17 protein-coding genes and 1 pseudogene are annotated in these 21,017 nt (G+C 72.4%); 8 read left to right on the top strand and 10 right to left on the bottom strand.

The features are described 5' to 3' along the window. Both ACFY3L_RS12320 and ACFY3L_RS12315 read right to left on the bottom strand, forming a co-directional pair. Positions 1-629, bottom strand: a 629-nt coding sequence (locus tag ACFY3L_RS12320) for a hypothetical protein (RefSeq protein WP_389321960.1), incomplete at its 3' end; no start/stop codon positions are given. Then, positions 626-1,642 (bottom strand): potassium channel family protein, encoded by a 1,017-nt coding sequence (locus tag ACFY3L_RS12315; RefSeq protein WP_389321959.1) that lies wholly within the window; start codon positions 1,640-1,642, stop codon positions 626-628. The genes ACFY3L_RS12320 and ACFY3L_RS12315, both read right to left, overlap by 4 nt. A gap of 86 nt (positions 1,643-1,728) precedes the next feature. Between ACFY3L_RS12315 and ACFY3L_RS12310 the strand changes: the two genes are divergently transcribed. The 5 genes from ACFY3L_RS12310 to ACFY3L_RS12290 all read left to right on the top strand — a co-directional run bounded on the left by ACFY3L_RS12310 (position 1,729) and on the right by ACFY3L_RS12290 (position 7,703). Further along, positions 1,729-2,841, top strand: a complete 1,113-nt coding sequence (locus tag ACFY3L_RS12310; protein WP_389321957.1) for a polysaccharide pyruvyl transferase family protein — start codon at positions 1,729-1,731, stop codon at positions 2,839-2,841. Positions 2,842-2,869: 28 nt separating this feature from the next. Then, entirely contained in the window at positions 2,870-4,276 is a 1,407-nt protein-coding gene (locus ACFY3L_RS12305; protein ID WP_389321955.1) for an FAD-dependent oxidoreductase, read from the top strand. A gap of 79 nt (positions 4,277-4,355) precedes the next feature. Beyond that, on the top strand, positions 4,356-5,360 hold the full coding sequence (locus ACFY3L_RS12300; protein ID WP_389321953.1) for a hypothetical protein: 1,005 nt from the start codon (positions 4,356-4,358) through the stop codon (positions 5,358-5,360). Between the two features lie 1,162 nt (positions 5,361-6,522). Next, positions 6,523-7,167, top strand: a complete 645-nt coding sequence (locus ACFY3L_RS12295; RefSeq protein WP_389321951.1) for a 4'-phosphopantetheinyl transferase — start codon at positions 6,523-6,525, stop codon at positions 7,165-7,167. Further along, positions 7,167-7,703 carry an HD domain-containing protein gene (locus ACFY3L_RS12290; RefSeq protein WP_389321949.1) on the top strand — a complete coding sequence of 179 codons (537 nt, stop codon included), beginning with the start codon at positions 7,167-7,169 and terminating at the stop codon, positions 7,701-7,703. Before ACFY3L_RS12295 ends, ACFY3L_RS12290 begins: the two co-directional genes overlap by 1 nt. Here the strand turns inward: ACFY3L_RS12290 and ACFY3L_RS12285 are convergent. From ACFY3L_RS12285 to ACFY3L_RS12250, 8 genes are all read right to left on the bottom strand, one after another. Next, complete coding sequence (locus ACFY3L_RS12285; protein WP_389321947.1) at positions 7,688-9,055, bottom strand: rhamnulokinase family protein; 1,368 nt, start codon at positions 9,053-9,055, stop codon at positions 7,688-7,690. The genes ACFY3L_RS12290 and ACFY3L_RS12285 overlap by 16 nt on opposite strands. Then, positions 9,052-11,040 carry a bifunctional aldolase/short-chain dehydrogenase gene (locus ACFY3L_RS12280; protein ID WP_389321945.1) on the bottom strand — a complete coding sequence of 663 codons (1,989 nt, stop codon included), beginning with the start codon at positions 11,038-11,040 and terminating at the stop codon, positions 9,052-9,054. Before ACFY3L_RS12280 ends, ACFY3L_RS12285 begins: the two co-directional genes overlap by 4 nt. Further along, positions 11,037-12,215 (bottom strand): L-rhamnose isomerase, encoded by a 1,179-nt coding sequence (rhaI, locus tag ACFY3L_RS12275; protein ID WP_389321943.1) that lies wholly within the window; start codon positions 12,213-12,215, stop codon positions 11,037-11,039. Before rhaI ends, ACFY3L_RS12280 begins: the two co-directional genes overlap by 4 nt. Beyond that, the gene (locus ACFY3L_RS12270; RefSeq protein WP_389321941.1) at positions 12,212-12,535 is read right to left on the bottom strand and encodes an L-rhamnose mutarotase; all 324 of its coding nucleotides are present in this window, start codon (positions 12,533-12,535) and stop codon (positions 12,212-12,214) included. The genes rhaI and ACFY3L_RS12270 overlap by 4 nt, the downstream gene beginning before the upstream one ends. Before the next feature lie 12 nt (positions 12,536-12,547). Next, positions 12,548-13,603, bottom strand: coding sequence for a rhamnose ABC transporter substrate-binding protein (gene rhaS / locus ACFY3L_RS12265; RefSeq protein WP_389321939.1), 1,056 nt, complete (start codon positions 13,601-13,603; stop codon positions 12,548-12,550). A 56-nt stretch (positions 13,604-13,659) separates the two neighbouring features. Then, positions 13,660-14,688 (bottom strand): ABC transporter permease, encoded by a 1,029-nt coding sequence (locus tag ACFY3L_RS12260; RefSeq protein WP_389321937.1) that lies wholly within the window; start codon positions 14,686-14,688, stop codon positions 13,660-13,662. Further along, positions 14,685-15,704 carry an ABC transporter permease gene (locus ACFY3L_RS12255; RefSeq protein WP_389321935.1) on the bottom strand — a complete coding sequence of 340 codons (1,020 nt, stop codon included), beginning with the start codon at positions 15,702-15,704 and terminating at the stop codon, positions 14,685-14,687. Before ACFY3L_RS12255 ends, ACFY3L_RS12260 begins: the two co-directional genes overlap by 4 nt. A gap of 256 nt (positions 15,705-15,960) precedes the next feature. After that, entirely contained in the window at positions 15,961-17,442 is a 1,482-nt protein-coding gene (locus ACFY3L_RS12250) for a sugar ABC transporter ATP-binding protein (protein WP_389321933.1), read from the bottom strand. 145 nt (positions 17,443-17,587) lie between these two features. Here ACFY3L_RS12250 and ACFY3L_RS12245 point away from each other — a divergent pair, with 145 nt between their 5' ends. From ACFY3L_RS12245 to ACFY3L_RS12235, 3 genes and pseudogenes are all read left to right on the top strand, one after another. Beyond that, positions 17,588-18,622: a LacI family DNA-binding transcriptional regulator gene (locus tag ACFY3L_RS12245; RefSeq protein ID WP_389321931.1), complete on the top strand. Its 1,035-nt coding sequence runs from the start codon at positions 17,588-17,590 to the stop codon at positions 18,620-18,622. Positions 18,623-18,625: 3 nt separating this feature from the next. Further along, entirely contained in the window at positions 18,626-19,363 is a 738-nt protein-coding gene (locus ACFY3L_RS12240; RefSeq protein WP_389321929.1) for a (Fe-S)-binding protein, read from the top strand. After that, a pseudogene (locus ACFY3L_RS12235) lies at positions 19,360-20,814 on the top strand (LutB/LldF family L-lactate oxidation iron-sulfur protein); the annotation flags it as partial. The gene ACFY3L_RS12240 and the pseudogene ACFY3L_RS12235, both read left to right, overlap by 4 nt. Positions 20,815-21,017 lie beyond the last annotated feature (203 nt).

Raw genomic sequence — 21,017 nt, 5'->3', positions numbered from 1 at the left:
AGCCATCCGAACAGCGCGGCGAGCGGTACAAGAGCGGCAACGACGAACCGCCCGAGTGGCGCCGCCAGCAAAACGAGCCCGGCAACCACGAACCATCCGAGCAACGCCGCGAGCGGCACCGGCGTCGCCACCCCAAGCCATCCGAACAGCGCGGCGAGCGGTACAAGAGCGGCAACGACGAACCGCCCGAGTGGCGCCGCCAGCAAAACGAGCCCGGCAACCACGAACCACCCGAACAACGCCGCGAACGGCACCACCGTCGCCACCCCAAGCCATCCGAACAGCGCGGCGAGCGGTACAAGAGCGGCAACGACGAACCGCCCGAGTGGCGCCGCCAGCAAAACGAGCCCGGCAACCACGAACCACCCGAACAACGCCGCGAACGGCACCACCGTCGCCACCCCAAGCCGTCCCAGCAGCGCGGCGAGCGGCACCGACACGGCGAGCAGCACCGGCGCGGCAACGACGAACCGTCCGAGCGGCGCCGCGAGCGGTACAAGCGCGGCAACGACGAACCATCCGAACAGCGCCGGCGTCGCCACGGCGCGCCATCCGGGCGGCGCCGCGAACAGGGCGAGCGCGGCGGGCTGCCTGGTCGACGCGGGCCGGCTGGCGGCGGGACGGGTCACGGCATCGCGGGGACGGACTGGGGGCGGTCGTCGCGGACGTAGACGACCATGTCGCCGGTCTGGATGGTGGTGCCTTCGGGGTCGGCGAGGGACAGGACCTTGCCGCGGCGGAACAGGGCGATGACCAGCTCGGTCAGCTCGCGCGGCGAGGAGCCGACCTCGTCGCGGCGGGCGGAGCGCATCGCGAGGGCCATGCCCTGGCCGGGAGTGAGCAGGTCCTCGACGACCTCGATGAGCGGCGGGGCGGTCGTCGACAGGCCGAGCAGCCGGCCGGCGGTGGCGGAGGAGACGATGACGTGGTGGGCGCCGGACTGGCGGAGCAGCGGCGCGTTCTCCGCCTCGCGGGCGGCGGCGATGATGGAGACCTTGCCGGCGGTCAGCTGGCGGACGGTGAGCGTGACGAGGACCGACGCGTCGTCGCTGTCGGTGGCGATGATGATCGCCTTGGCCTCCTCGACGCGGGCCTCCTTGAGCACCGTGGAGCGGGTCGCGGAGCCCTCGACGACCACGAGGCCGTCGGATTGGGCCTGCCGGACGGCGGCAGGGTTGGTCTCGACCACGACCACCTGCGACTTGTCCAGACCGTTCTCCACCAGGGTGCCGACGGCCGCGCGGCCCTTCGTGCCGTAGCCACAGACGATGACGTGGTTCTTCACGCGCTTCCTCCACCGCTGCAACCTGAGGTTGGTGCGGTACTGCTCGGTCAGGACTTCGAGGGTGGTGCCGACCAGGATGATCAGGAACAGCACGCGAGCGGGGGTGATGATCAGGATGTTGGCGAGCCGGGCCGAATCCGACACCGGGGTGATGTCGCCGTAGCCGGTGGTGGAGAGGGTGACGACCGCGTAATAGAAGCAGTCGAGGAGGGTGAGACCGTCCTCGTTGACGTCCCGGTAGCCGTCGCGGTCGACGAAGATGACCACCACGATCGCGGAGACGAGGAGGACCGCGAAGCCGAGCCGAGCGCTGATCGCCCGCAGCGGCCCCCGCCGCACAGCCGGAAACTGGATCACGTGCTTCGCTCCACGGATTGCCCGAATGGTCGAAACCCACCATACGGGCCAGGTATGACAGAACCATGCCTGGGTAGCGAGGCGCCATGACAAGAGTGGGCGTACTCGGCTCGTACGGTGGCTGCAACCTCGGCGATGAGGCCATCCTCACGAGCATCCTCGCCGACTTACGGGCCCGCCGCCCGGACGTCAACATCCTGGTGCTCTCGCGTGAGCCGGGGCACACGGCGGCGGCACACCCGGACGTCGAGGTCGCCCCGTGGGAAGGCGTGAGCCGGGACCGGACCGCGGCCGAGCTCCAGCGGCTCGACCTGCTGATCCTCGGCGGTGGCGGCATCCTGTACGACACGGAGGCCCGCCGCTACCTCAGGGTGGTGCGCACGGCGCAGGAGCAGCGGGTGCCGGTCTTCGCGTACGCGCTGGGCGCCGGCCCGCTGACCGAGGAGATCGACTGTGCGATGGCCCGCGACGTGCTCGCGCAGGCCGTCGAGGTGACCGTGCGGGACGAGGAGTCGAAGGTCGCGCTCGAGGAGGCCGGCGTGACCTGCCGCGTGTCCGTGACCGCCGACCCGGCGCTGCTGCTGACGCCGGAGGAGTTCGACGCCCAGCTGCTGCGGGACTCGCTGCCGGCCGGGCGGCGGGTCGTCGGCATGAGCGTCCGCGAGCCGGGCCGCGCCGCGCAGCACCTCGACGCCGACGGCTATCACCAGCTGCTCGCCCACGTCGGCGACTTCATCGTGCACCGGCTCGACGCGTCGCTGCTGTTCGTGCCGATGGAGCGCTCCGACATCCGGCACGCCCACGCGGTGCTGGCCCGGATGACGGCGGCGGAGCACTGCCGGGTGCTGCACGGCGAGTACCGGCCGGGCCAGATCCTCGACCTCATGAAGCACCTGGACCTGGCGGTCGGCATGCGGCTGCACTTCCTGATGTTCGCCGCGCTCGCCGGTGTGCCGCTGCTGGCGCTGCCGTACGCGGGGAAGGTCTTCGACTTCGCGCAGCGCATCGGCGCGCCGGTGCCCCGCGGGGTGGTCCGGGAGGCCGCCGGCCCGCTGCTCGCCCAGGTCGACCGGCTGTGGGACGAGCGGCCGCAGCGCCTGGAGGAGACCGCGTCGCGGGTCGCGGCGCTCAAGCAGCGCGCCACCGAGACCGGCCGCCGCCTCGACGCCCAGCTCGACCGGACGAAGGTGGCGGCGTGACCGCGACGCAGCACATGGGAGGGGTGGCATGACCGCGCTGGAGAAGCCGGCGGAGGCGCATCGCGTACACCTGCCGCCGAGGACAGCGGAGTACGGTGGGCAGACCGAAGTCCTCGTCGTCGGTGGCGGCCCGGCCGGGTTCGGCGCGGCGATGGGCGCGGCCGCCGCGGGCGCCGACGTCGTGCTGGTCGAGCGTTACGGGTTCCTCGGCGGCAACGCCACCGCCGCGCTCGTCATGCCGCTCATGAGCTTCCACAACGAGATGAAGCAGGCCGTCGGCGGCGAGGACAACCGGCTGCTGCCGACCGACCACGGCGAGGGCGAGCCGGTCGTCGCCGGCGTGCTGTGGATGCTGCTGGACCGCCTGGTCAGGGCCGGCGGGGCGATCACGCCCACCCAGGACACCGGCTACACGGTGCCGTTCGACCCCGAGGTGTTCAAGCTCGTCACGTACGACATGCTCGGCGGCTCGGGCGTGAAGCTGCTGCTGCACGCGTTCGCCTCCGACCTGATCACGCTGCCGGACTCGTCGCGCGTGGTGTTCGAGACGAAGTCCGGCCCGGTCGTCATCGACGCCGACGTGGTCATCGACTGCACCGGCGACGGCGACCTGGCCGCGTCGGCGGGCGCGCCGTTCGAGGTCGGCCGCCCCGAGGACGGCCTGACCCAGCCGATGACGCTGATGTTCCGGATCGGTGAGATGCGGCGCGACGCCTTCGCCTCGTACGTACAGGAGCATCCAGACCAATGGAAGGGCGTGCACGGCCTGTGGGACCTGATCCGGGCCGCGCGCGACGCCGGTGAGCTGGACCTGCCGCGCGAGGACATCCTCTTCTTCGCCACGCCGCACACCGGTGAGGTGTCGGTGAACTCGACCCGCTTCGGCGGCCTCGGCATCAGCGTGTGGGACCTCACCCGGGCCGAGCTCGCCATGCACCGCCAGCTCGACAGCATCTCGCGGTTCCTGCGCACGAGGGTGCCCGGCTTCGAGTCCTCCTACGTCATCCAGAGCGGTGTACAGATCGGCGTGCGGGAGACCCGCCGCGTGCTGGGCGACTACCAGCTCACCGGCCAGGACGTCCTCGAGGCGCGGAAGTTCCCCGACGTGGTGGCGCGCGGCGCGTACCCGGTGGACATCCACAACCCGAACGGCCCCGGCACCATCCTGCGCCGCCTCCCGCAGGGCACCTCCTACGACATCCCGCTGCGCACGCTGCTCCCCCGTGACGTGGACCGCCTGCTCGTCGCGGGGCGCTGCATCTCCGGCGACCACGTGGCGCACAGCTCCTACCGCATCATGCCGATCTCCATGGCGACCGGCCAGGCAGCGGGCGTGTGCGCGGCCCTGGCGGCACGGGCCGGCAAGCCGCCCAGGGAGATCCCTGTGACGCAGATTCAGCGTGTACTGCGAGCGCAAGGCGCCTCGCTGAGCTGAGCGTGCCGCCGACGTCGCTCTGCGTGCATTTCGGAGGAACGGGGTCGCCCCGGCCCGCACGATACGTCAGGATCGATCCATGGTTCTGGCTGTCTCGCACCGGCCGCTGTCCACCTCGCGCCGCGACCTCGCCGCGGCGCTCGCCACGCTGTGGCTCACCGGCGGGCTGTACCTGGACGGCTGGGCGCACTCGCACGTCCCGGAGCTGGAGACGTTCTTCACCCCGTGGCACGGCGTGCTCTACAGCGGCTATGCGGTGCTCGCCCTCACCATCGTGCCGTCCGGCCTGTGGCGCGGCCGCCCGGCCGGCCCGGTCCGCGACTGGGTCCCCGCGGGCTACGGCCTCGGCCTGCTCGGCGTCGTCCTCTTCGCCGTCGGCGGCGTGGTCGACATGACCTGGCACACCCTGCTCGGCGTCGAGGCCAGCCTGGAGGCCCTCCTCAGCCCGCCGCACCTGCTCCTCCTCACCGCCGGCACGCTCATGATCACCACCCCGGTCCGCGCCGCCGCGGCCCGCCGTGCGACGCCCTCCCTCGCCGGCGACCTGCCCGTCTTACTGAGCCTGCTGAGCGCGGTCGGCGTCGCGGCCTTCTTCCTCAACTACCTGTCGCCGTTCACCGACGCGCCGGCCGCCTTCGAGGGCTTCCGCAACGGGCAGGCGTTCGGGCTCGCGCAGTACCTCGCCTTCACCGTGCTCGTCGTCACCGCCTGCCTGTTCACCTGGACCCGTCTCGGCCGCGCCCCCGTAGGGCTGGTCACGGTCGTGGTCGCGGCCGCCTCGATCCCCGACGGCGTGTTCAACGACTTCGAGCACCTCGCCGCCCAGCTCTGGCCTCTGCTCGGCGCCGTCCTCGCCGACCTCGCCGTCCAGTGGGTCGCCGCCCAGCGCCCCGACCTGGTGCCGGTCACGCTCGGCGCCCTGGTCCCGCCGCTGATCTGGTCCACGCACCTGATCGGCGTCCAGCTGTCGCTGGGGGTGGCCTGGACGGAGGAGCTCTGGTCGGGCGTCGTCGTCCTGACCGCCCTGGCCGGCGCCGTCCTCGGCGGCCTGTCAGCCCCGCCGGCCCGGACTCCTGCCGCCTGAGGGCCTGCCGGTGCTTGCCGCCTTGGACCGCGTCCGATTCGGGGTTGTCGCTGGGCAACAGATGACCGCGCACGCCGGCCGTGGGAGGCCTTGCGTTCGCGACAGCCATTCCAGGGTTCGATGACGAAGCGGTACCGGCCAGGATTCGATGCCCTCGCGGGCGATCCGGGCCTTGATCCGGCGGCGGGCAACGACCTGCCGGCAGGCCCCGTGGTCGTAGCCCTTGTCACCGTGCAGCTTCGCCGGCCGCTGTGCGGGGCCGTCGAGCACGTCTTCCAGGATTGCGCGGTCGTTGTCGTCGGCACCGGAGATGTCCGCGCGCGGCGGCAGCCCGTTTGCGGTCACCGACCGCATGGATCTTCGAACCGCGCTTGCCTCGGTCGACCGGGTCAGGTCCCCCCTTTGGCTGGCCGGCCCGGGACCAGCCGATCCGCCCAGCGCCGCGGCGCACATCCAGCGTCGCCTGCCACCCCGCTGCGGTTCGCGGGCGCTGTCAGACCGGCTGGACGCTGTGGCGAGCGGACGCCCGGACGACAGGGTTGCGACTGCCGCGCCGTCGCCGAGGTCCCCGTGGTGACCGGCGTTGGTTGAAGACGGAACCCACAAAGCCCTCCCCGGGACCCGATGCCGGCCGGCGTTGCGTGTGCGGTGCCGGATGCTCCGTCCGGGCCCGGCGAAGCACGGTCACGTGCCGGCGAACGCGGCTTCGCCGTGGATGCGGCCGTGGTGGAACCAGGCGGTGACCGGGCCAGCGCCAGGTCGAGCCCGCCGCGCCAGGCTTTTGTTGGACGAAGGGCGCGGAGTTGCTGTTCGTTGGTGGTGAGGGCACGGATGGCGGCGGCGCGGCGCAGCGCCTGGACACGGATCCGGGCTTCCAGGTCGGCGGTTGCCCCCGCTGACGCCCCGGTCAGGCCGCCAGTCAGGGTCGGCACGGCGTGGCTCGCGCCGATCTGGTCGAGCTTGTCGCTGCGGCACCGGCAACTGTGTCCGGTTCAGGGTGCCTCAGTCGCGCCGCGACCCGCTGCGAGCGGGTGCCGAGCCGTGGCTGTGCCGGACCGCGGGGAATCGAACCTCGCGGATCGCGGGGATCCGGGTCCGGTCACCGTTACCGAGGCGAGACGAGCGCGGCGGGGAGGGGTGGTGGCGGGTAGAGTTCCGGGTCGTGCGGGACCTGTTGCCTGAGATCGTCGTCGTTGAGGTGGCCGGGGAGGACGACTGGACGGGCGTGCTGCTGCCCGACGAGGCAGCGGGGTTGTCGCCGCGGGCGGTTGAGGGGCGGCGGCGGGAGTACACGGCGGGGCGGGTGTGTGCGCGGCGGGCGCTGAGCCAGGTCGGGGTGCACGGGGCGCCGGTGCTGTCGGCGCCGAGCCGGGCGCCGGTGTGGCCGGCGGGGACGACCGGGAGCATCACGCACACCAAGGGATACTGCGCGGTCGCCGTCGGGCGGGTGCCTGAGCTGCGGGCGGTCGGGATCGACGCGGAGCGCCGGACGGTGCTGCCGGCGAACATCGTCGCGGCGATCTGCCTGCCGGAGGAGATCGCCTGGTGCACGGAGCGGGCGGACGAGCCGTGGTGGCCGGCGGTGCACTTCAGCGCAAAGGAGACGGTGTACAAGATGTGGTCGCCGATCATGGGGACGTGGCTCGACTTCCACGACGCGAGGCTGCGCATCGACCCGGTGAACGGGACGTTCGAGGCGGTGATCCTGCCGGAGAAGCTCGACCAGGAGCCGGGGGCGCCGGAGGTGTTCCGGGGGCGGTTCGCGGTGGAGCCCGACCTGATCCGCACCGCGGGCTACGTCGCGTGATGACCGAGCTCGACGACCTGCGCCCGCTGCCGGCCGAGGTGGCGGCGCTCCTGCGGCGCGTCGGCGCGCCGCCGCGGCTCGTGGCGCACCTGCGGCTGGTGCATGACGTCGCGGCGCAGCTCCTCGACTGGCTGGCGGCACAGGCACCCGGCCTCGTCGTGGACCGGGAGGCGGTGCTGTTCGGGGCGGCCACCCACGACATCGGCAAGACCCTGCACCCGGAGGAGCTGGCGGGCCCCGGCAGCGCGCACGAGGCCGCCGGCGCGCGGATGCTGCGGGAATACGGCGACCTCGCCAGGTTCGCGGCCAACCACGCGCGGTGGGACCGGCCCGACGCGACCCCGGAGGAGCTGCTGGTCACGCTCGCCGACAAGGTGTGGAAGGGCAAACGGGTCGACGACCTCGAACGCCGCGTCGCCGGTCTCCTGCCGGGCGAGCCGTGGGAGGCGTTCATGGCGCTCGACGACGAGCTGACCCGGATCGCCGACACCGCCGACGAACGCCTGAGACTCCAAGCCGCCTACCCCACGGCCTGAACGGCGCAGGGCTCGTACCGGCGGGACGAACGCAGCAGGGCGCGCATCGACGGCAGGTCGGCGGGGATCAGGTCCAGGGCCCGGGCCTGGACGAGGATGTTGCCGAGGGCGCCGGCCTCGACCGGGCCGGCCTCGACGGGCAGCTCGCAGGCGTCGGCGGTGAGCTGGCACAGCAGGGCGTTCTGCGCGCCGCCGCCCACGAGGTGGATGACGTCGACGGGGCGGCCGGTGAGGCGCCGGGCGTCGTCGATCGCCCGGCGGTACGCGAGGGCCAGGCTGTCTAGGATGCAGCGGGTCATCGCGTACGGGTCGGCGGGCACCGGCTGGCCGGTCTCCTGCAGCGCGGCGGTGATGCGGGCCGGCATGTCGCCCGGGGCGAGGAACCGCGGGTCGGTGGCGTCCACGACGCTGCGCCGGGCGGGGGCCGCGGCCGCACCCGAGAGCAGGTCGGGCAACGAAAGCGCAGGCCCCCACGTGCGCATGCACTCCTGCAGGAGCCACAGGCCCATGACGTTGCGCAGGTAGCGCACGGTGCCGTCGACGCCGGTCTCGTTGGTGAAGCCGGCCTCGAAGCTGTCCGTCGTCAGCACGGGCGACGGCAGCTCGACGCCGACGAGGGACCAGGTGCCGCAGGAGATGTACGCGAACCGGTCGGTCCGCGCGGGGACGCCCACCACGGCGGAGGCGGTGTCGTGGGAGGCGACCGTCGTCACCAGGGTTTCAGCGGCACCCACCAGCGGGCCCGCGACGGTGCCGGGGTCGCGCAGCGGTGGCAGCAGCGACGCCCGGATGCCCAGCCGCGCCACCAGTGCCAGGTCCCAGGACCCGCCGCCGGCGGTGAGCAGGCCGGTGGTCGACGCGTTGGTGCGTTCCGCGCCGATGGTGCCGCTGAGCCAGTACGTGATGAGATCCGGGATCAGCAGCAGCGTGCGCGCCGCGTCGAGCTGTGCGGTGCCGGCGGCCGCGAGCAGCTGGAACGCGGTGTTGAACGGCTGGTTGGCGATCCCGGTCGCCGCGTACATCGCAGCGGCCGGGATCGGCGGGACGACCGTGTCGGTGCGGGCGTCGCGGTAGTGGACGGGGTTGCCGAGGAGCCGGCCGTCGCCGTCGAGCAGCCCGTAGTCGACGGCCCACGAGTCGACGCCGACGGACCGCACCGGGCCGGCGTCGCGCAGTCCGTCGAGGATCCTCTGGTACAGGCCGAGAACGTCCCAGTGCAGGGTGCCCTGGACCTGCACCGGGGTGTTGGCGAAGCGGGCGACCTCGGTGAGCCGGACGGTGCCCGACCCGACGGTTCCCACGATCACCCGGCCGGACGAGGCGCCGAGGTCGACGGCCGCGAAGCGGTTCATCGCAGGAACGCCGCGGCCACGCCCGCGTCGACCGGGACGTGCAGGCCGGTGGTGTGCGACAGCTCGCCGCCGACGAGGGCGAAGACGGCGTTCGCCACGTGCGACGGCAGGACCTCCCGTTTCAGGATGGTGCGCTGGGCGTAGAAGGCGCCGAGCTCGGACTCCGGCACGCCGTAGACGGCGGCGCGTTGCGCGCCCCAGCCGGAGGCGAAGATGCCGGAGCCGCGGACGACGCCGTCGGGGTTGACGCCGTTGACCCGGATCCCGTGCTCGCCGAGCTCGGCGGCGAGGAGCCGCACCTGGTGCGCCTGGTCGGCCTTGGTCGCGCCGTACGCGACGTTGTTGGGCCCGGCGAAGACGGCGTTCTTCGAGGCGATGTAGACGATGTCGCCGCCGATGCCCTGGTCGACCATGACGCGGGCGGCCTCGCGGGCGACGAGGAACGACCCGCGGGCCATCACGTCGTGCTGCAGGTCCCAGTCGTCCACGGTGGTCTCCAGCAGCGGCTTGGAGATGGACAGGCCGGCGTTGTTGACGACGAGGTCGACGCCCCCGAACGCGAGGACGGCCTCGGCGAACGCCGCCTTGATCGCCGCTTCGGACGTCACGTCGACGGTGACGGCCACCGCCACGTCCGAGGAGCCGATCTCCGCGGCGACGTCGGCGGCAGAGGCGGCGGAGCGGTCGGCGACGACCACGCAGGCGCCCTCCGAGGCCAGCCGCAGCGCGATGGCCCGCCCGATGCCGGAGCCGGCGCCCGTCACGAAAGCGACCCGCGACGCCAGCGCCTTGGGTCTGGGGCGGCGGGCCAGCTTCGCCTCCTCCAGGGCCCAGTACTCGATCCGGAACTTCTCCGACTCGGGGATCGGCTCGTACCGCGACACCGACTCGGCGCCGCGCATCACGTTGATCGCGTTGACGTAGAACTCCCCGGCGACGCGGGCGGTCTGCTTGTCGGCGCCGAAGGAGAACATCCCGACGCCCGGCACCAGCACGATCGCCGGGTCGGCGCCGCGCATCGCCGGCGAGTCGGGTGTGGCGTGCCGCGCGTAGTAGGCGGCGTACTCCGAGCGGTACGCGGCGAACTGCTCCTCCACGGAGGAGGAAGACGTCAGCACGAGCGGCCGGACCTTCGTCCGCAGGAAGTGGTCCGGGCACGAGGTCCCGCGCGCGGCCAGCTCCTCCAGCGAGGCGCGCGCCACGAAGTCGAGCACGACGTCGGTGTCGGTGAAGTGCCCCACCTGCGGCCGGTCGCTGGACGCCAGCCCGCGCAGGACCGGCATCAGCGCCGCGGCCCGCGACCGGCGCTCCTCCAGCGGCAGCGGCGGGTGTACGACCGGCCCGAACGGCTCGGGCCGCCCCCGCGCGGCGAGGAACTCGGTCGCGGTCCGGATGATCTCCAGGGAGTGCGCTTCGCACTCGTCCGATGTGGCGCCCCACGCCGTGATCCCGTGCCCGCCGAGGATGACGCCGATCGCCTGGGGGTTGGCCCGCTGGACCGCCGCGATGTCGAGGCCGAGCTGGAAGCCGGGCCGCTGCCACGGCACCCACAGCACCCGGTCGCCGAAGCACTCCTTCGTCAGCGCCGGCCCGTCGGCGGCGGTGGCGAGGGCGATGCCCGCGTCCGGGTGCAGGTGGTCGACGTGCGCGGCCTCCACCAGGCCGTGCATGGCGGTGTCGATCGACGGTGCGGCGCCGCCGCGGCCGTGCAGGCAGTAGTCGAACGCGGCGACCATCTCGTCCTCGCGCTCCACCCCCGGGTACACGCCGGCGAGCGCGCGCAGGCGGTCCAGCCGCAGCACCGCGAGGCCCGCCTCGGTGAGCGTGCCGAGGTCGCCGCCGGATCCCTTGACCCACAGCACCTCCACGTCGCCGCCGGTGACGGGGTCCGCGGCGAGGCCGACGGCCGAGGTGTTGCCGCCGGCGTAGTTGGTGTTGCGGGGATCGGCACCCAGGCGGCGGGAACGGGCGATGAGGTCCTTCACGCGCCCCACCCCGCCTGCGTCCCGCCGACCCGCTCGGCGCGGACCTTCTCCAGGTAACCGGACCGCTTGTACGCGCCGATCGGGTCCGGATCGAGGCCCATGTCCTCCCGTACCGACCGCAGCAACGGCCGCACGTCGGTGTTGTACGCGTCCATGAGGATCTCGTTGGCGCCCAGCACGTCTCCTTCGAGCTGCGCCGCGCGCAGGGCGGCATGGTCGACGAGCAGCGCCTTCGCGGTCGCCTCCTGCACGTTGAGCACCGACCGGATCACCGCCTGGATCTTCGGCTCCAGGTTGTGGCACTGGTCCAGCATGAACGCGATCCCCTTCCCCGTCAGCGCGTCGTCGAGCACGATCTCGTGCAGGATCCGGAACAGCTGGAACGGGTCGGCGGCGCCGACCATCAGGTCGTCGTCGGCGTAGAAGCGGGAGTTGAAGTCGAAGCCGCCGAGCTTCCCGGCCCGCAGCAGGACCGCGACGATGAACTCGATGTTGGTGCCGGGCGCGTGGTGCCCGGTGTCGATGACGACCTGCGCCCGCTCCCCCAGCGTGAGGCAGTGCGCGTAGGCGGTGCCCCAGTCGGGGACGTCCGTCATGTAGAAGGCCGGCTCGAACAGCTTGTACTCCAGCAGCATCCGCTGGTCGGGGCCGAGCCGGTCGTACGTCTCCCGCAGCGCCTCGGCGAGGCGGTCCTGCCGGATCCGCACGTCGTCCTGGCCGGGGTAGTTGGTGCCGTCGGAGAACCACAGTTTCAGGTCCCGCGAGCCGGTGCGGTCCATCACGTCGACGCACTCCAGGAGGTGCCCGATCGCCTTGCGGCGGATGCCGGGGTCCGGGTTGGTGACGCTGCCGAGCTTGAAGTCGTTGTCCTGGAACACGTTGGCGTTGATGGTGCCGAGCGCGACGCCGAGGTCCCGGGCGTGCCGGGCGAGGTCGGTGTAGTCGTCGACGAGGTCCCACGGGATGTGCAGGGCCACGGTCGGCGCCACACCGGTGAACCGGTGCACGGTCGCCGCGTCGGCGAGCTTCTCATACGGGTCCCGGGGCACGCCCTCCTGCGGGAACACCTTGAACCGGGTGCCCGAGTTGCCGTATGCCCAGGACGCCGTCTCGATCCGCTGGCCGCGCAGCTGGGCCGCGACACGCGTGCGCGTCTCCGGGGCGAGCTCTGTCATCGCAACGCTCCAAGCTGGTGGTCGAGGTTGAACACCTCGTCGAGGACGACGAAGTGCCGACCGTTGATGAAGAACTCCGCCATCTCCGCCTGCCAGCGCCGGTCGACGTCGGTGGCGGCCATGGCGGCCTGCGCGGCGGCGAAGTCCTCGGTGAGGAGGTAGCCGACGAGCAGGCCGTCGTCGCGGAGGAAGAGCGAGTAGTCATGCCAGCCTGCGTCCCGCAGCGCGGCGAGCATCTCGGGCCAGACGTGGGCGTGGCGGCGCCGGTACTCATCCAGCCGGTCAGGGCGGACCTGCAGTGTGAAGCAAACCCGGCGCACGCCGATGCCCCCTCAGAAGTTGAACTGGTCGATGTTGTCGGCCTTGAAGGTGTACGGGTCGCCGAGGAGGACGGTCCCGTCCTTGCCGACGGTGAACTCGCCGAGCTTGCCGGCCTTGAACTTGTCGCCTTCCTTGCCCTTGATGACGCCGGAGGCGAGCGAGGCTCCCGCGTAGGCGGCCAGGTAGCCGAGGTCGGCCGGGTTCCACAGCGCGAACGCCTTGACGGTGCCGTCCTTGACGTAGGCCTTCATCTGGTTCGGGGTGCCGAGGCCCGTGAGCTGGACCTTGCCCTTGTACGTGGAGCCGGACAGGTACCGGCCGGCGGCGGCGATGCCGACCGTGGTCGGCGAGATGATGCCCTTCAGGTTGGGGTGCTTGGCGAGCAGGCCCTGCGCCTCCTGGAAGGACTTCTGGTCGTCGTCGTCGCCGTAGACGGTGTCGACGAGCTTGAGCTTGCTGTACTCCGGCTTCGCCAGCTCGGTCTTCATCATCTCGATCCAGGCGTTCTGGTTCGTGGCGTTGGCCGTCGCCGACAGGATCGCGATCTCGCCGCCGTCGGCGCCGATCGCCTCGGAGATGAGCTTGATCTGGACCTTCGCGATGCCCTCGGAGGTCGCCTGGTTGATGAAGAGGTCGCGGCACTCGGGCTTGGTGTCGGAGTCGTACGTGACGACCTTCGCGCCGGCCTTGCGGGCCTCGTTGAGGGCGCCGCAGATGGCGTCCTTGTCGTTGGCGGACACCGCGATCACGTTGGTGCCCTGCTGCGACAGGGTGTTGATGTAGCTGACCTGCGCCGACGGGCTGGCCTCGGACGGGCCGGTCTCGCTGTAGGAACCCTTGAACTCCTCGACGGCGACCTTGCCGCCCTTGTTGTCGGAGGTGTCGAAGTACGGGTTGTTGACCTGCTTCGGCAGGAACGCGACCTTCAGGCCGCTCTTGATGGTGTCGGACGTGGCGGTGCCGTTGTCGCCGGTGCCGCTGCCGGTGTCGGAGTCCTCGGCGCAGGCGGTGGCGCTGAACGCGAGCGCGGCGGCTACCGCGACCGCGATGAGCTTGCCAGCTCTCATGGGATTGAATCCTTTCAGCGGGGGTCGCGCGGAAACGGGGGGTGTGGGGGTGTCGCTTACGTGGTGCTGGATCTGGCGGGCTGCCGCCGGCGCAGGCGCTCGCGCGCCATGCCGATGACGTTCGGCCCGACGACCGAGGCGATGAGCAGCGAGCCGGTGATGATGGTGAGGGTGTTCGCCGGCACGTTCGCCAGTTGCAGGGCGTTGCGGAGGGTGCTGAGCAGCAGGACCGCGCCGATGACGCCGATCATGCCGCCGCGGCCGCCGAAGATGGAGACGCCGCCGAGCAGGACCGCCGCGACGACCGCGAGCTCCAGGCCGTTGCCGTTGTCGGCGCGGGCGCTGGCGAACCGGAACGTCCAGAAGACCCCGGCGAGCGACGCCATCGTGCCGGTGGCGACGAAGAGCCAGAACTTGGTGCGGGCGACCGCGATCCCGGCGAAGCGGGCCGCCTCGGTGTTGTTGCCCATCGCGTACAGGCCGCGACCGACCGGGGTGGCGTGCAGCAGCACCCCGAACAGCACCGCGAGGACCGCGACGACGATGATCACCCACGGGATCGTGAGGCCGGGGATGGGGTCGATCGCGGCGTCGGTCCAGGCGACCGGGTAGTCGGCGACGGCCTTGTCGCCGAGGACGACGTACGCGAGCCCCCGGTACAGCGCGAGGGTGCCGATCGTGACCGCCAGGGACGGCAGCCCGAACACCGTGACGAACAGTCCGTTGACGGCGCCGAGGACCGCGCCGAGCAGCAGGCACAGCGCGATCAGCAGCGGCAGCGACGTGACCCCGTGCGCCCACAGGTCGCCCATGACGGCGCAGGTGAGGCCGAGCGTGCTGGCGACGGACAGGTCGATCTCGCCGGTGATGACGACCAGGGTCATCGGCAGCGCGATGATCGCGATCGGCACGACCTCCAGGGTCACGAACCGCCAGAACCGCGGGCTGGCGACGCCGTCGATGGTCGCGGCGCCGACGACGGCGACCAGGACGAGCGCGAGCAGGACGACGGCGTCCCAGGAGCCCGTCACGCGTCTCCTCGCCACGGGCGGCGCGGCCTTCGCCGTGGTGCTGAGCTCGATCATTTGCCCGGGCCTCCCTGCAGGCTGCGTGCGACGCGCAGCGACAGGACCCGGTCCAGGCCGATCGCCGCGAGGATGAGCGCGCCGATCGCGGCCCGCTGCCAGAACGGGTTGATGCCGAGCACCGGCAGGGCGCTGGCGATCGTGGTGAGCAGCACGGCACCGAGCGCCGCGCCGTAGACCGAGCCGCTGCCGCCGAAGATGGCGACCCCACCGACGACGACCGCGGCGACGACGTTGAGCTCCAGGCCGAGGCCCGCGTTGGCGTCGAGGGTGCCGAACCGGGCGACGTACAGCACCCCGGCGAGCCCGGCGAGGGCACCGCTGGCCGTGAACGCGGCGAACACCCGCCGGCCCACCCGGATGCCCGAGAGCCGCGCCGCGGCCGGGTCGGAGCCGATCGCGTACAACTCCCGCCCGCTGCGATAGGAGCGCAGGTAGAACCCGGCACAGATGACGACGACGACCGCGAACAGGGTCAGCACCGGCACGCCCAGGACGGTGGCGGTGCCCATGCGCAGGAACCCGTGCGGGATGTCGGCGGCGTTGATCTGCTTGCCGGTCGCCCACCGGTAGTCGATGCCGCGGAAGACGTACAGCGTGCCGAGCGTGACGACCAGCGCCGGCACCCGGGCGGCGGCGATGAGGGCACCGTTGACCGCACCGCACACCGCCCCGAGCGCCGTGCCGGCCAGGAGCACCACCGGGATCGGCAGCCCGGGATGGCCGAGGAACAGGGTGCCGGTCGCGAACGCCGACAGGCCGAGCACCGAGCCGACGGACAGGTCGACGTTGCGGGTGATGACCACGATCGCCTGGCCGGTCGCGAGGATCGCCAGGATCGTCGAGCCGAGCAGCAGGTCCTTGACGCTCTGCGCGGCCAGGAACCGCGGGTTGCTGATCGCGGTGCCGCCGATGAGCAGCGCCAGCGCGACGAGGATGCCGAGCTCCCGGACCAGGAACACCCGATGGGTGAGCTTGGCTGTTCTCACCTCGGGCCGGTCCAGCACGGCGGTCATGCCGCCACCTCCGCTGCGCTCCGGCGTCGGCCTGCCCCGAACCTGCCACACGATGACCGGCCCGAGCCGCTTCGCTGGCCGGTCACGCCGCCACCTCCGCTACGCTCCGGCGCCGACCTGACCCAAACCCGCCCACACGACGACCGGCCCGAGCCGCTTCGCTGGCCGGTCACGCCGCCACCTCCGCTACGCTCCGGCGCCGACCTGACCCAAACCTGCCCACACGATGACCGGCCCGAGCCGCTTCGCTGGCCGGTCATGTCGCCTGTCCTGTCGCCGCCAGCATCACGGACTCCTCATCGGCTCTGGTACGGGGGATGTCGGCGGCCAGGCGGCCCTCGTGCATGACGAGGACCCGGTCCGCCATGCCGAGGACCTCGGGCAGCTCGCTGGAGACCATGAGCACGGCGACGCCCTGGTCCGCGAGCTCGCTCAGCAGCCGGTGCACCTCGGCCTTGGTGCCGACGTCGATGCCGCGGGTCGGCTCGTCGACGATGAGCACCCGCGGTGCCGTCGACAGCCACTTCGCCAGGACGACCTTCTGCTGGTTGCCGCCGGAGAGGGTGGCGACCGGGTCGCTCAGCCTGGCCGCCTTCACCTGCAGCCGCTCCGTCCAGGTGCGGGCGTCGCGGCGCTCCGACGGGCCGAGGAGCAGCCCGAGGCGGCTCAGCGACCACCGCCGCGGCAGGGTCGCGTTGCGCTCCACCGACAGCTCCATCACCAGGCCCTGCTGCCGGCGGTCCTCGGGCACGAGCGCGAGGCCGGCGGCGATCGCCGCGGACGCGCTGCCCCTGGCCAGGGGCCTGCCGTCGACGCGGACCGCGCCGGCGTCGTAGCGGTCGACGCCGAAGACGGCGCGGATCACCTCGGAGCGGCCGGCGCCGACGAGCCCGGCGAGGGCGACGATCTCGCCGGCGTGGACGGTGAACGACACGTCCTGAAAGACGCCGGCGCGGGTGAGCCCGTCGACCTCCAGCCTGGGCTCGCGGACCTCGGTGGTGCGCTTCGGGTACATGGTGGAGACCTCGCGGCCGACCATCCGCCGCACCACCTGGTCGACGGTGAGCGCGTCGGCGGGATCGGTGGAGACCCACCGCCCGTCGCGCATGACGGTGATCCGCTGGCAGAGGGAGAAGACCTCGTCGAAGCGGTGCGAGATGAACAGCACCGCGGCCCCGGCGTCGCGCAGCGACCGGGCGACGGCGAAGAGCCGCTCGACCTCGACCCCGGACAGCGCGGCGGTCGGCTCGTCCATGACCAGGATCCGGGCGTCGAACGACAGCGCCTTGGCGATCTCCACCAGCTGCTGGTCGGCGATCGACAGCCCGCGGGCCGGCCGGTCCGGATCGAGGTGCACGCCGAGCCTGGCGAACAGCTCGGCGGCCCGGGCCCGCATCGCGGCGGTGTCGACGCGGCGCAGCGAGCGCAGCGGCTGCCGGCCGATGAAGATGTTCTCCGCGACGGTCAGGTCCGGGAAGAGCGTCGGCTCCTGGTAGATGACGGCGATGCCGGCGTCGCGGGCGTCGGCGGGGCCGCCGAGCCGCAGCGGCCGCCCGTCGAGCGTGATCGTGCCGGCGTCGGGGGCGTGCGCGCCGGCCAGGATCTTCACCAGCGTCGACTTGCCCGCGCCGTTCTCCCCGACGAGGGCGTGCGCCTCGCCGCCGCGCAGCTCCAGGCGCACGTCGCGCAGCGCGGCCACGGCGCCGAACGACTTGCTGACGCCCTCGAGAACCAGCACTCGCCGCCTCCCTTGTGAAACGTTTCATGCGGTGACTACAGTGACGGTAGAAGCAGACCGTCGACGGCGTCAAGAGTTTCAATGGCGTTACCGGTTCGATACGTCCTTGTCGAGTTGACACGTTTCAGAAGAGTTCGGGAGATCGATGTCCAACACGACCGGCATCAAGGAGGTGGCCCGCCGCGCGGGCGTCTCCATCGGCACCGTCAGCAACGTGCTCAACCGTCCCGAACTGGTCGCCTCGTCGACCCGGCAGCGGGTCCTCGACGCCATCGCCGAGCTGGGCTACGTGCGCAACGACTCGGCGCGGCAGCTGCGGGCCGGGCACAGCCGGCAGATCGCGCTCGTCGTGCTCGACGTGACCAACCCGTTCTTCACCGACGTGGTCCGCGGCGCGGAGGCGGCCGCCGAGGAGCACGGCGTCATGGTCGTGGTCTGCAACAGCGGCGAGGACGCCGGCCGCGAGCACCGCCACCTCGACCTGCTGGAGGAGCAGCGGGTCCGGGGCGTGCTCATCACGCCCGTCGACGAGTCGCCGAACTCGCGCCTGGAGCAGCTCATCCAGCGCGGCACCCCGGTGGTGCTGGTCGACCGCGGCACCGGCCGGCACAGCCGCTGCTCGGTCGCCGTCGACGACGTGCTCGGCGGGCGGCTCGCCGGCGAGCACCTCGTGGAGCAGGGCCACCGGCGGATCACGTTCGTCGGCGGGCCGGCCTCCGTCACCCAGGTCCGGGAGCGGCACGCCGGGATCTCCGCGGCCGTGGCCGGGAAGGCCGAGCTCTCGGTGGTCCCCACGCCCAACCTCACCGTCGCCGCGGGCCGCGCGGCCGCCGCCGAGATCGACGCCGCGGCCGGCTCCACGGCGGTCTTCTGCGCCAACGACCTCGTCGCGCTCGGTGTCCTGCAGGGCCTCACCCTGCGGGGCATCCGCGTGCCGCAGGATGTGGCAATCGTGGGATACGACGACATCGAGTTCGCCGCGGCGGCCGCGGTGCCGCTATCCTCCGTGCGACAGCCTCGGGAACAGCTCGGTCGCACCGCAACGGCCCTGCTGCTCGAGGAGATCGAGGACGACGGCCGCCATGAGCACCGCCACGTGGTGTTCCAGCCGGAGCTGATCGTCCGCGAGTCGAGCGGCCGGCCCCGCACCCGCCGGCCCTCCCCTTCGAAAGAGCGGTGATCGATGCGTGTGGCACTGTTCGTGACCTGTCTCGCCGACGCGATGTTCCCGCAGGTCGGCCGGGCCACGGTCGAGCTGCTGGAGCGGCTCGGGCACGAGGTCGTCTTCCCCGAGGCGCAGACCTGCTGCGGCCAGATGCACATCAACACGGGGTACCAGCGCGAAGCCGTCCGCCTGGTCGAGCACCAGGTCGACACGTTCGCCGGCTACGAGGCGATCGTCGCGCCGTCGGGCTCGTGCGTCGGTTCGATCCGCCACCAGCACGCGACCGTCGCCCGCCGGGCCGGCCGGGTCGCGCTGTCGCACCGGGCGGAGGAGCTCGGCGAGCGCACCTATGAGCTGTCGGAGTTCCTCGTCGACGTCCTCGGCGTCACCGACGTCGGCGCCCGCTTCCCGCACCGCGTCACCTACCACCCGACCTGCCACTCGCTGCGCATGCTGCGGGTCGGCGACCGGCCGCTGCGGCTGCTGCGCGAGGTCCGCGACATCGACCTCGTCGAGCTGCCCGGCGCCGACCAGTGCTGCGGCTTCGGCGGCACGTTCGCGCTGAAGAACGCCGACACGTCCGCGGCCATGCTCAGCGACAAGCTCCGCAACGTCCTGTCCACCGGCGCCTCGGTCGTCTCGGCCGGCGACTCGTCCTGCCTCATGCACATGGGCGGCGGCCTGTCCCGCCTCTCCACCGTCGCGGGCACCACCGCCCGGCCGGTGCACCTCGCAGAGATCCTGGCGGCGACATGACCTCCGTGTTCCTGGGGATGCCGGTGTACGCGCCGCGAGGCGTCGGCGCGTTGCGTGGCGCTTCGTCCTTCCCGTCCGCGGCCCGGACGGCGCTCGCCGACGGCCAGCTGCGGCGCAACCTGGGCCACGCCACGAGCACCATCCGCGGCAAGCGCGCCGCCGTCGTGGCCGAGGTGCCCGACTGGGAGGAGCTGCGCCTCGCCGGCGAGGCGATCAAGGGCTATGCCATGGCCCACCTCGACTCCCTGCTCGTCCAGCTCGAGGAGCAGGTGACCGCCCGCGGCGGCACCGTGCACTGGGCCCGCGACGCGGTCGAGGCCAACGCGATCGTCCTCGACCTGGTCCGTGCGACCGGCGCCACGGAGGTCGTCAAGGTCAAGTCGATGGCGACGCAGGAGATCGGGCTCAACGAGGCGCTCGCCGAGGGCGGCGTCACCGCGTGGGAGACCGACCTGGCGGAGCTCATCGTGCAGCTCGGCGACGACAAGCCGTCGCACATCCTGGTCCCCGCCATCCACCGCAACCGCACCGAGATCCGCGACATCTTCCGCCGCACGATGCCTGGTGCCGCCGCGCTCTCCGACGATCCGCGCGAGCTGGCGATGGCCGCCCGCGCCTACCTCCGCGAGAAGTTCCTGACCGCCCGGGTCGCGGTGTCCGGGGCCAACTTCGCGGTCGCCTCGACCGGCACGCTCGCCGTCGTCGAGTCCGAGGGCAACGGCCGCATGTGCCTGACCCTGCCGCAGACCCTGATCACCGTCATGGGCATCGAGAAGGTCGTCCCCACGTGGACCGACCTGGAGGTGTTCCTGCAGCTACTGCCCCGCTCGTCGACCGGCGAGCGGATGAACCCCTACACGTCCCTGTGGACCGGCGTCACCCCCGGCGACGGCCCGCAGGACTTCCATCTCGTCCTGGTCGACAACGGCCGCACCGCCGTCCTGTCGGACCCTTCGGGCCGGGCCGCGCTGCACTGCATCCGGTGCAGCGCCTGCCTCAACGTCTGCCCCGTCTACGAACGCACCGGCGGCCACGCCTACGGGTCGGTCTACCCCGGCCCCATCGGCGCCGTCCTCAGCCCCCAGCTCACCGGCGTCGAGGACAACGCTTCCCTCCCCTACGCCTCCAGCCTCTGCGGCGCCTGCTTCGACGCCTGCCCCGTCCGCATCGACATCCCCGCGATGCTCGTGCACCTGCGGAACCGCCATGTGGAGGAGCGCGCCACCTCCCCGGTCCCCTCCCCCGAGGCGATCGCCATGGCCGCGATGTCCTGGGTGATGTCCCGCCCAGCACGCTTCCGCACCGCCGAACGCCTGATGCGCCTCGGCCGCCTCCTCGGCCGCCGCACCGACCGCATCACCGCCCTGCCCCCGCCCCTGTCGGCATGGACCGCCTCCCGCGACCTGCCCCGCCCCCCAGCCCAGTCCTTCCGCGACTGGTGGCGCACCCGCCCCACCCCAGCCACCCCCGGCCCCGGCCTGCCCGTCGACCCCCACCCGGGTCCGCCTCCTGCCCCCCTTCCAGCCTCGCCTGCCGACTCCCGTCCCGGCCCGACCTCTGATCCGCTTCCCGACTCACCCGCTGACCTCCGCCCGGGCTTGTCTGCCGACTCCCACCCCGGCCCGACCTCTGATCCGCTTCCCGACTCGCCCGC

It is taken from the genome of Dactylosporangium sp. NPDC000521 (assembly GCF_042898305.1).
Classification (GTDB): Bacteria; Actinomycetota; Actinomycetes; order Mycobacteriales; family Micromonosporaceae; genus Dactylosporangium.
The sequence above is the reverse complement of the archived record's forward strand: the minus strand, read 5'-3'. Positions and strand labels throughout refer to the sequence as shown.

What these genes read in the sequence shown, in the direction of transcription:
- ACFY3L_RS12305 (WP_389321955.1), top strand. Translation starts at nt 2,870, where the DNA reads ATGACCGCGCTGGAGAAGCCGGCGGAGGCGCATCGCGTACACCTGCCG.
- ACFY3L_RS12310 (WP_389321957.1), top strand. Translation starts at nt 1,729, where the DNA reads ATGACAAGAGTGGGCGTACTCGGCTCGTACGGTGGCTGCAACCTCGGC.
- rhaS (WP_389321939.1), bottom strand. Translation starts at nt 13,603, where the DNA reads ATGAGAGCTGGCAAGCTCATCGCGGTCGCGGTAGCCGCCGCGCTCGCG.
- ACFY3L_RS12255 (WP_389321935.1), bottom strand. Translation starts at nt 15,704, where the DNA reads ATGACCGCCGTGCTGGACCGGCCCGAGGTGAGAACAGCCAAGCTCACC.
- ACFY3L_RS12260 (WP_389321937.1), bottom strand. Translation starts at nt 14,688, where the DNA reads ATGATCGAGCTCAGCACCACGGCGAAGGCCGCGCCGCCCGTGGCGAGG.
- ACFY3L_RS12290 (WP_389321949.1), top strand. Translation starts at nt 7,167, where the DNA reads ATGACCGAGCTCGACGACCTGCGCCCGCTGCCGGCCGAGGTGGCGGCG.
- ACFY3L_RS12300 (WP_389321953.1), top strand. Translation starts at nt 4,356, where the DNA reads ATGGTTCTGGCTGTCTCGCACCGGCCGCTGTCCACCTCGCGCCGCGAC.
- ACFY3L_RS12240 (WP_389321929.1), top strand. Translation starts at nt 18,626, where the DNA reads ATGCGTGTGGCACTGTTCGTGACCTGTCTCGCCGACGCGATGTTCCCG.
- ACFY3L_RS12285 (WP_389321947.1), bottom strand. Translation starts at nt 9,055, where the DNA reads ATGAACCGCTTCGCGGCCGTCGACCTCGGCGCCTCGTCCGGCCGGGTG.
- rhaI (WP_389321943.1), bottom strand. Translation starts at nt 12,215, where the DNA reads ATGACAGAGCTCGCCCCGGAGACGCGCACGCGTGTCGCGGCCCAGCTG.
- ACFY3L_RS12245 (WP_389321931.1), top strand. Translation starts at nt 17,588, where the DNA reads ATGTCCAACACGACCGGCATCAAGGAGGTGGCCCGCCGCGCGGGCGTC.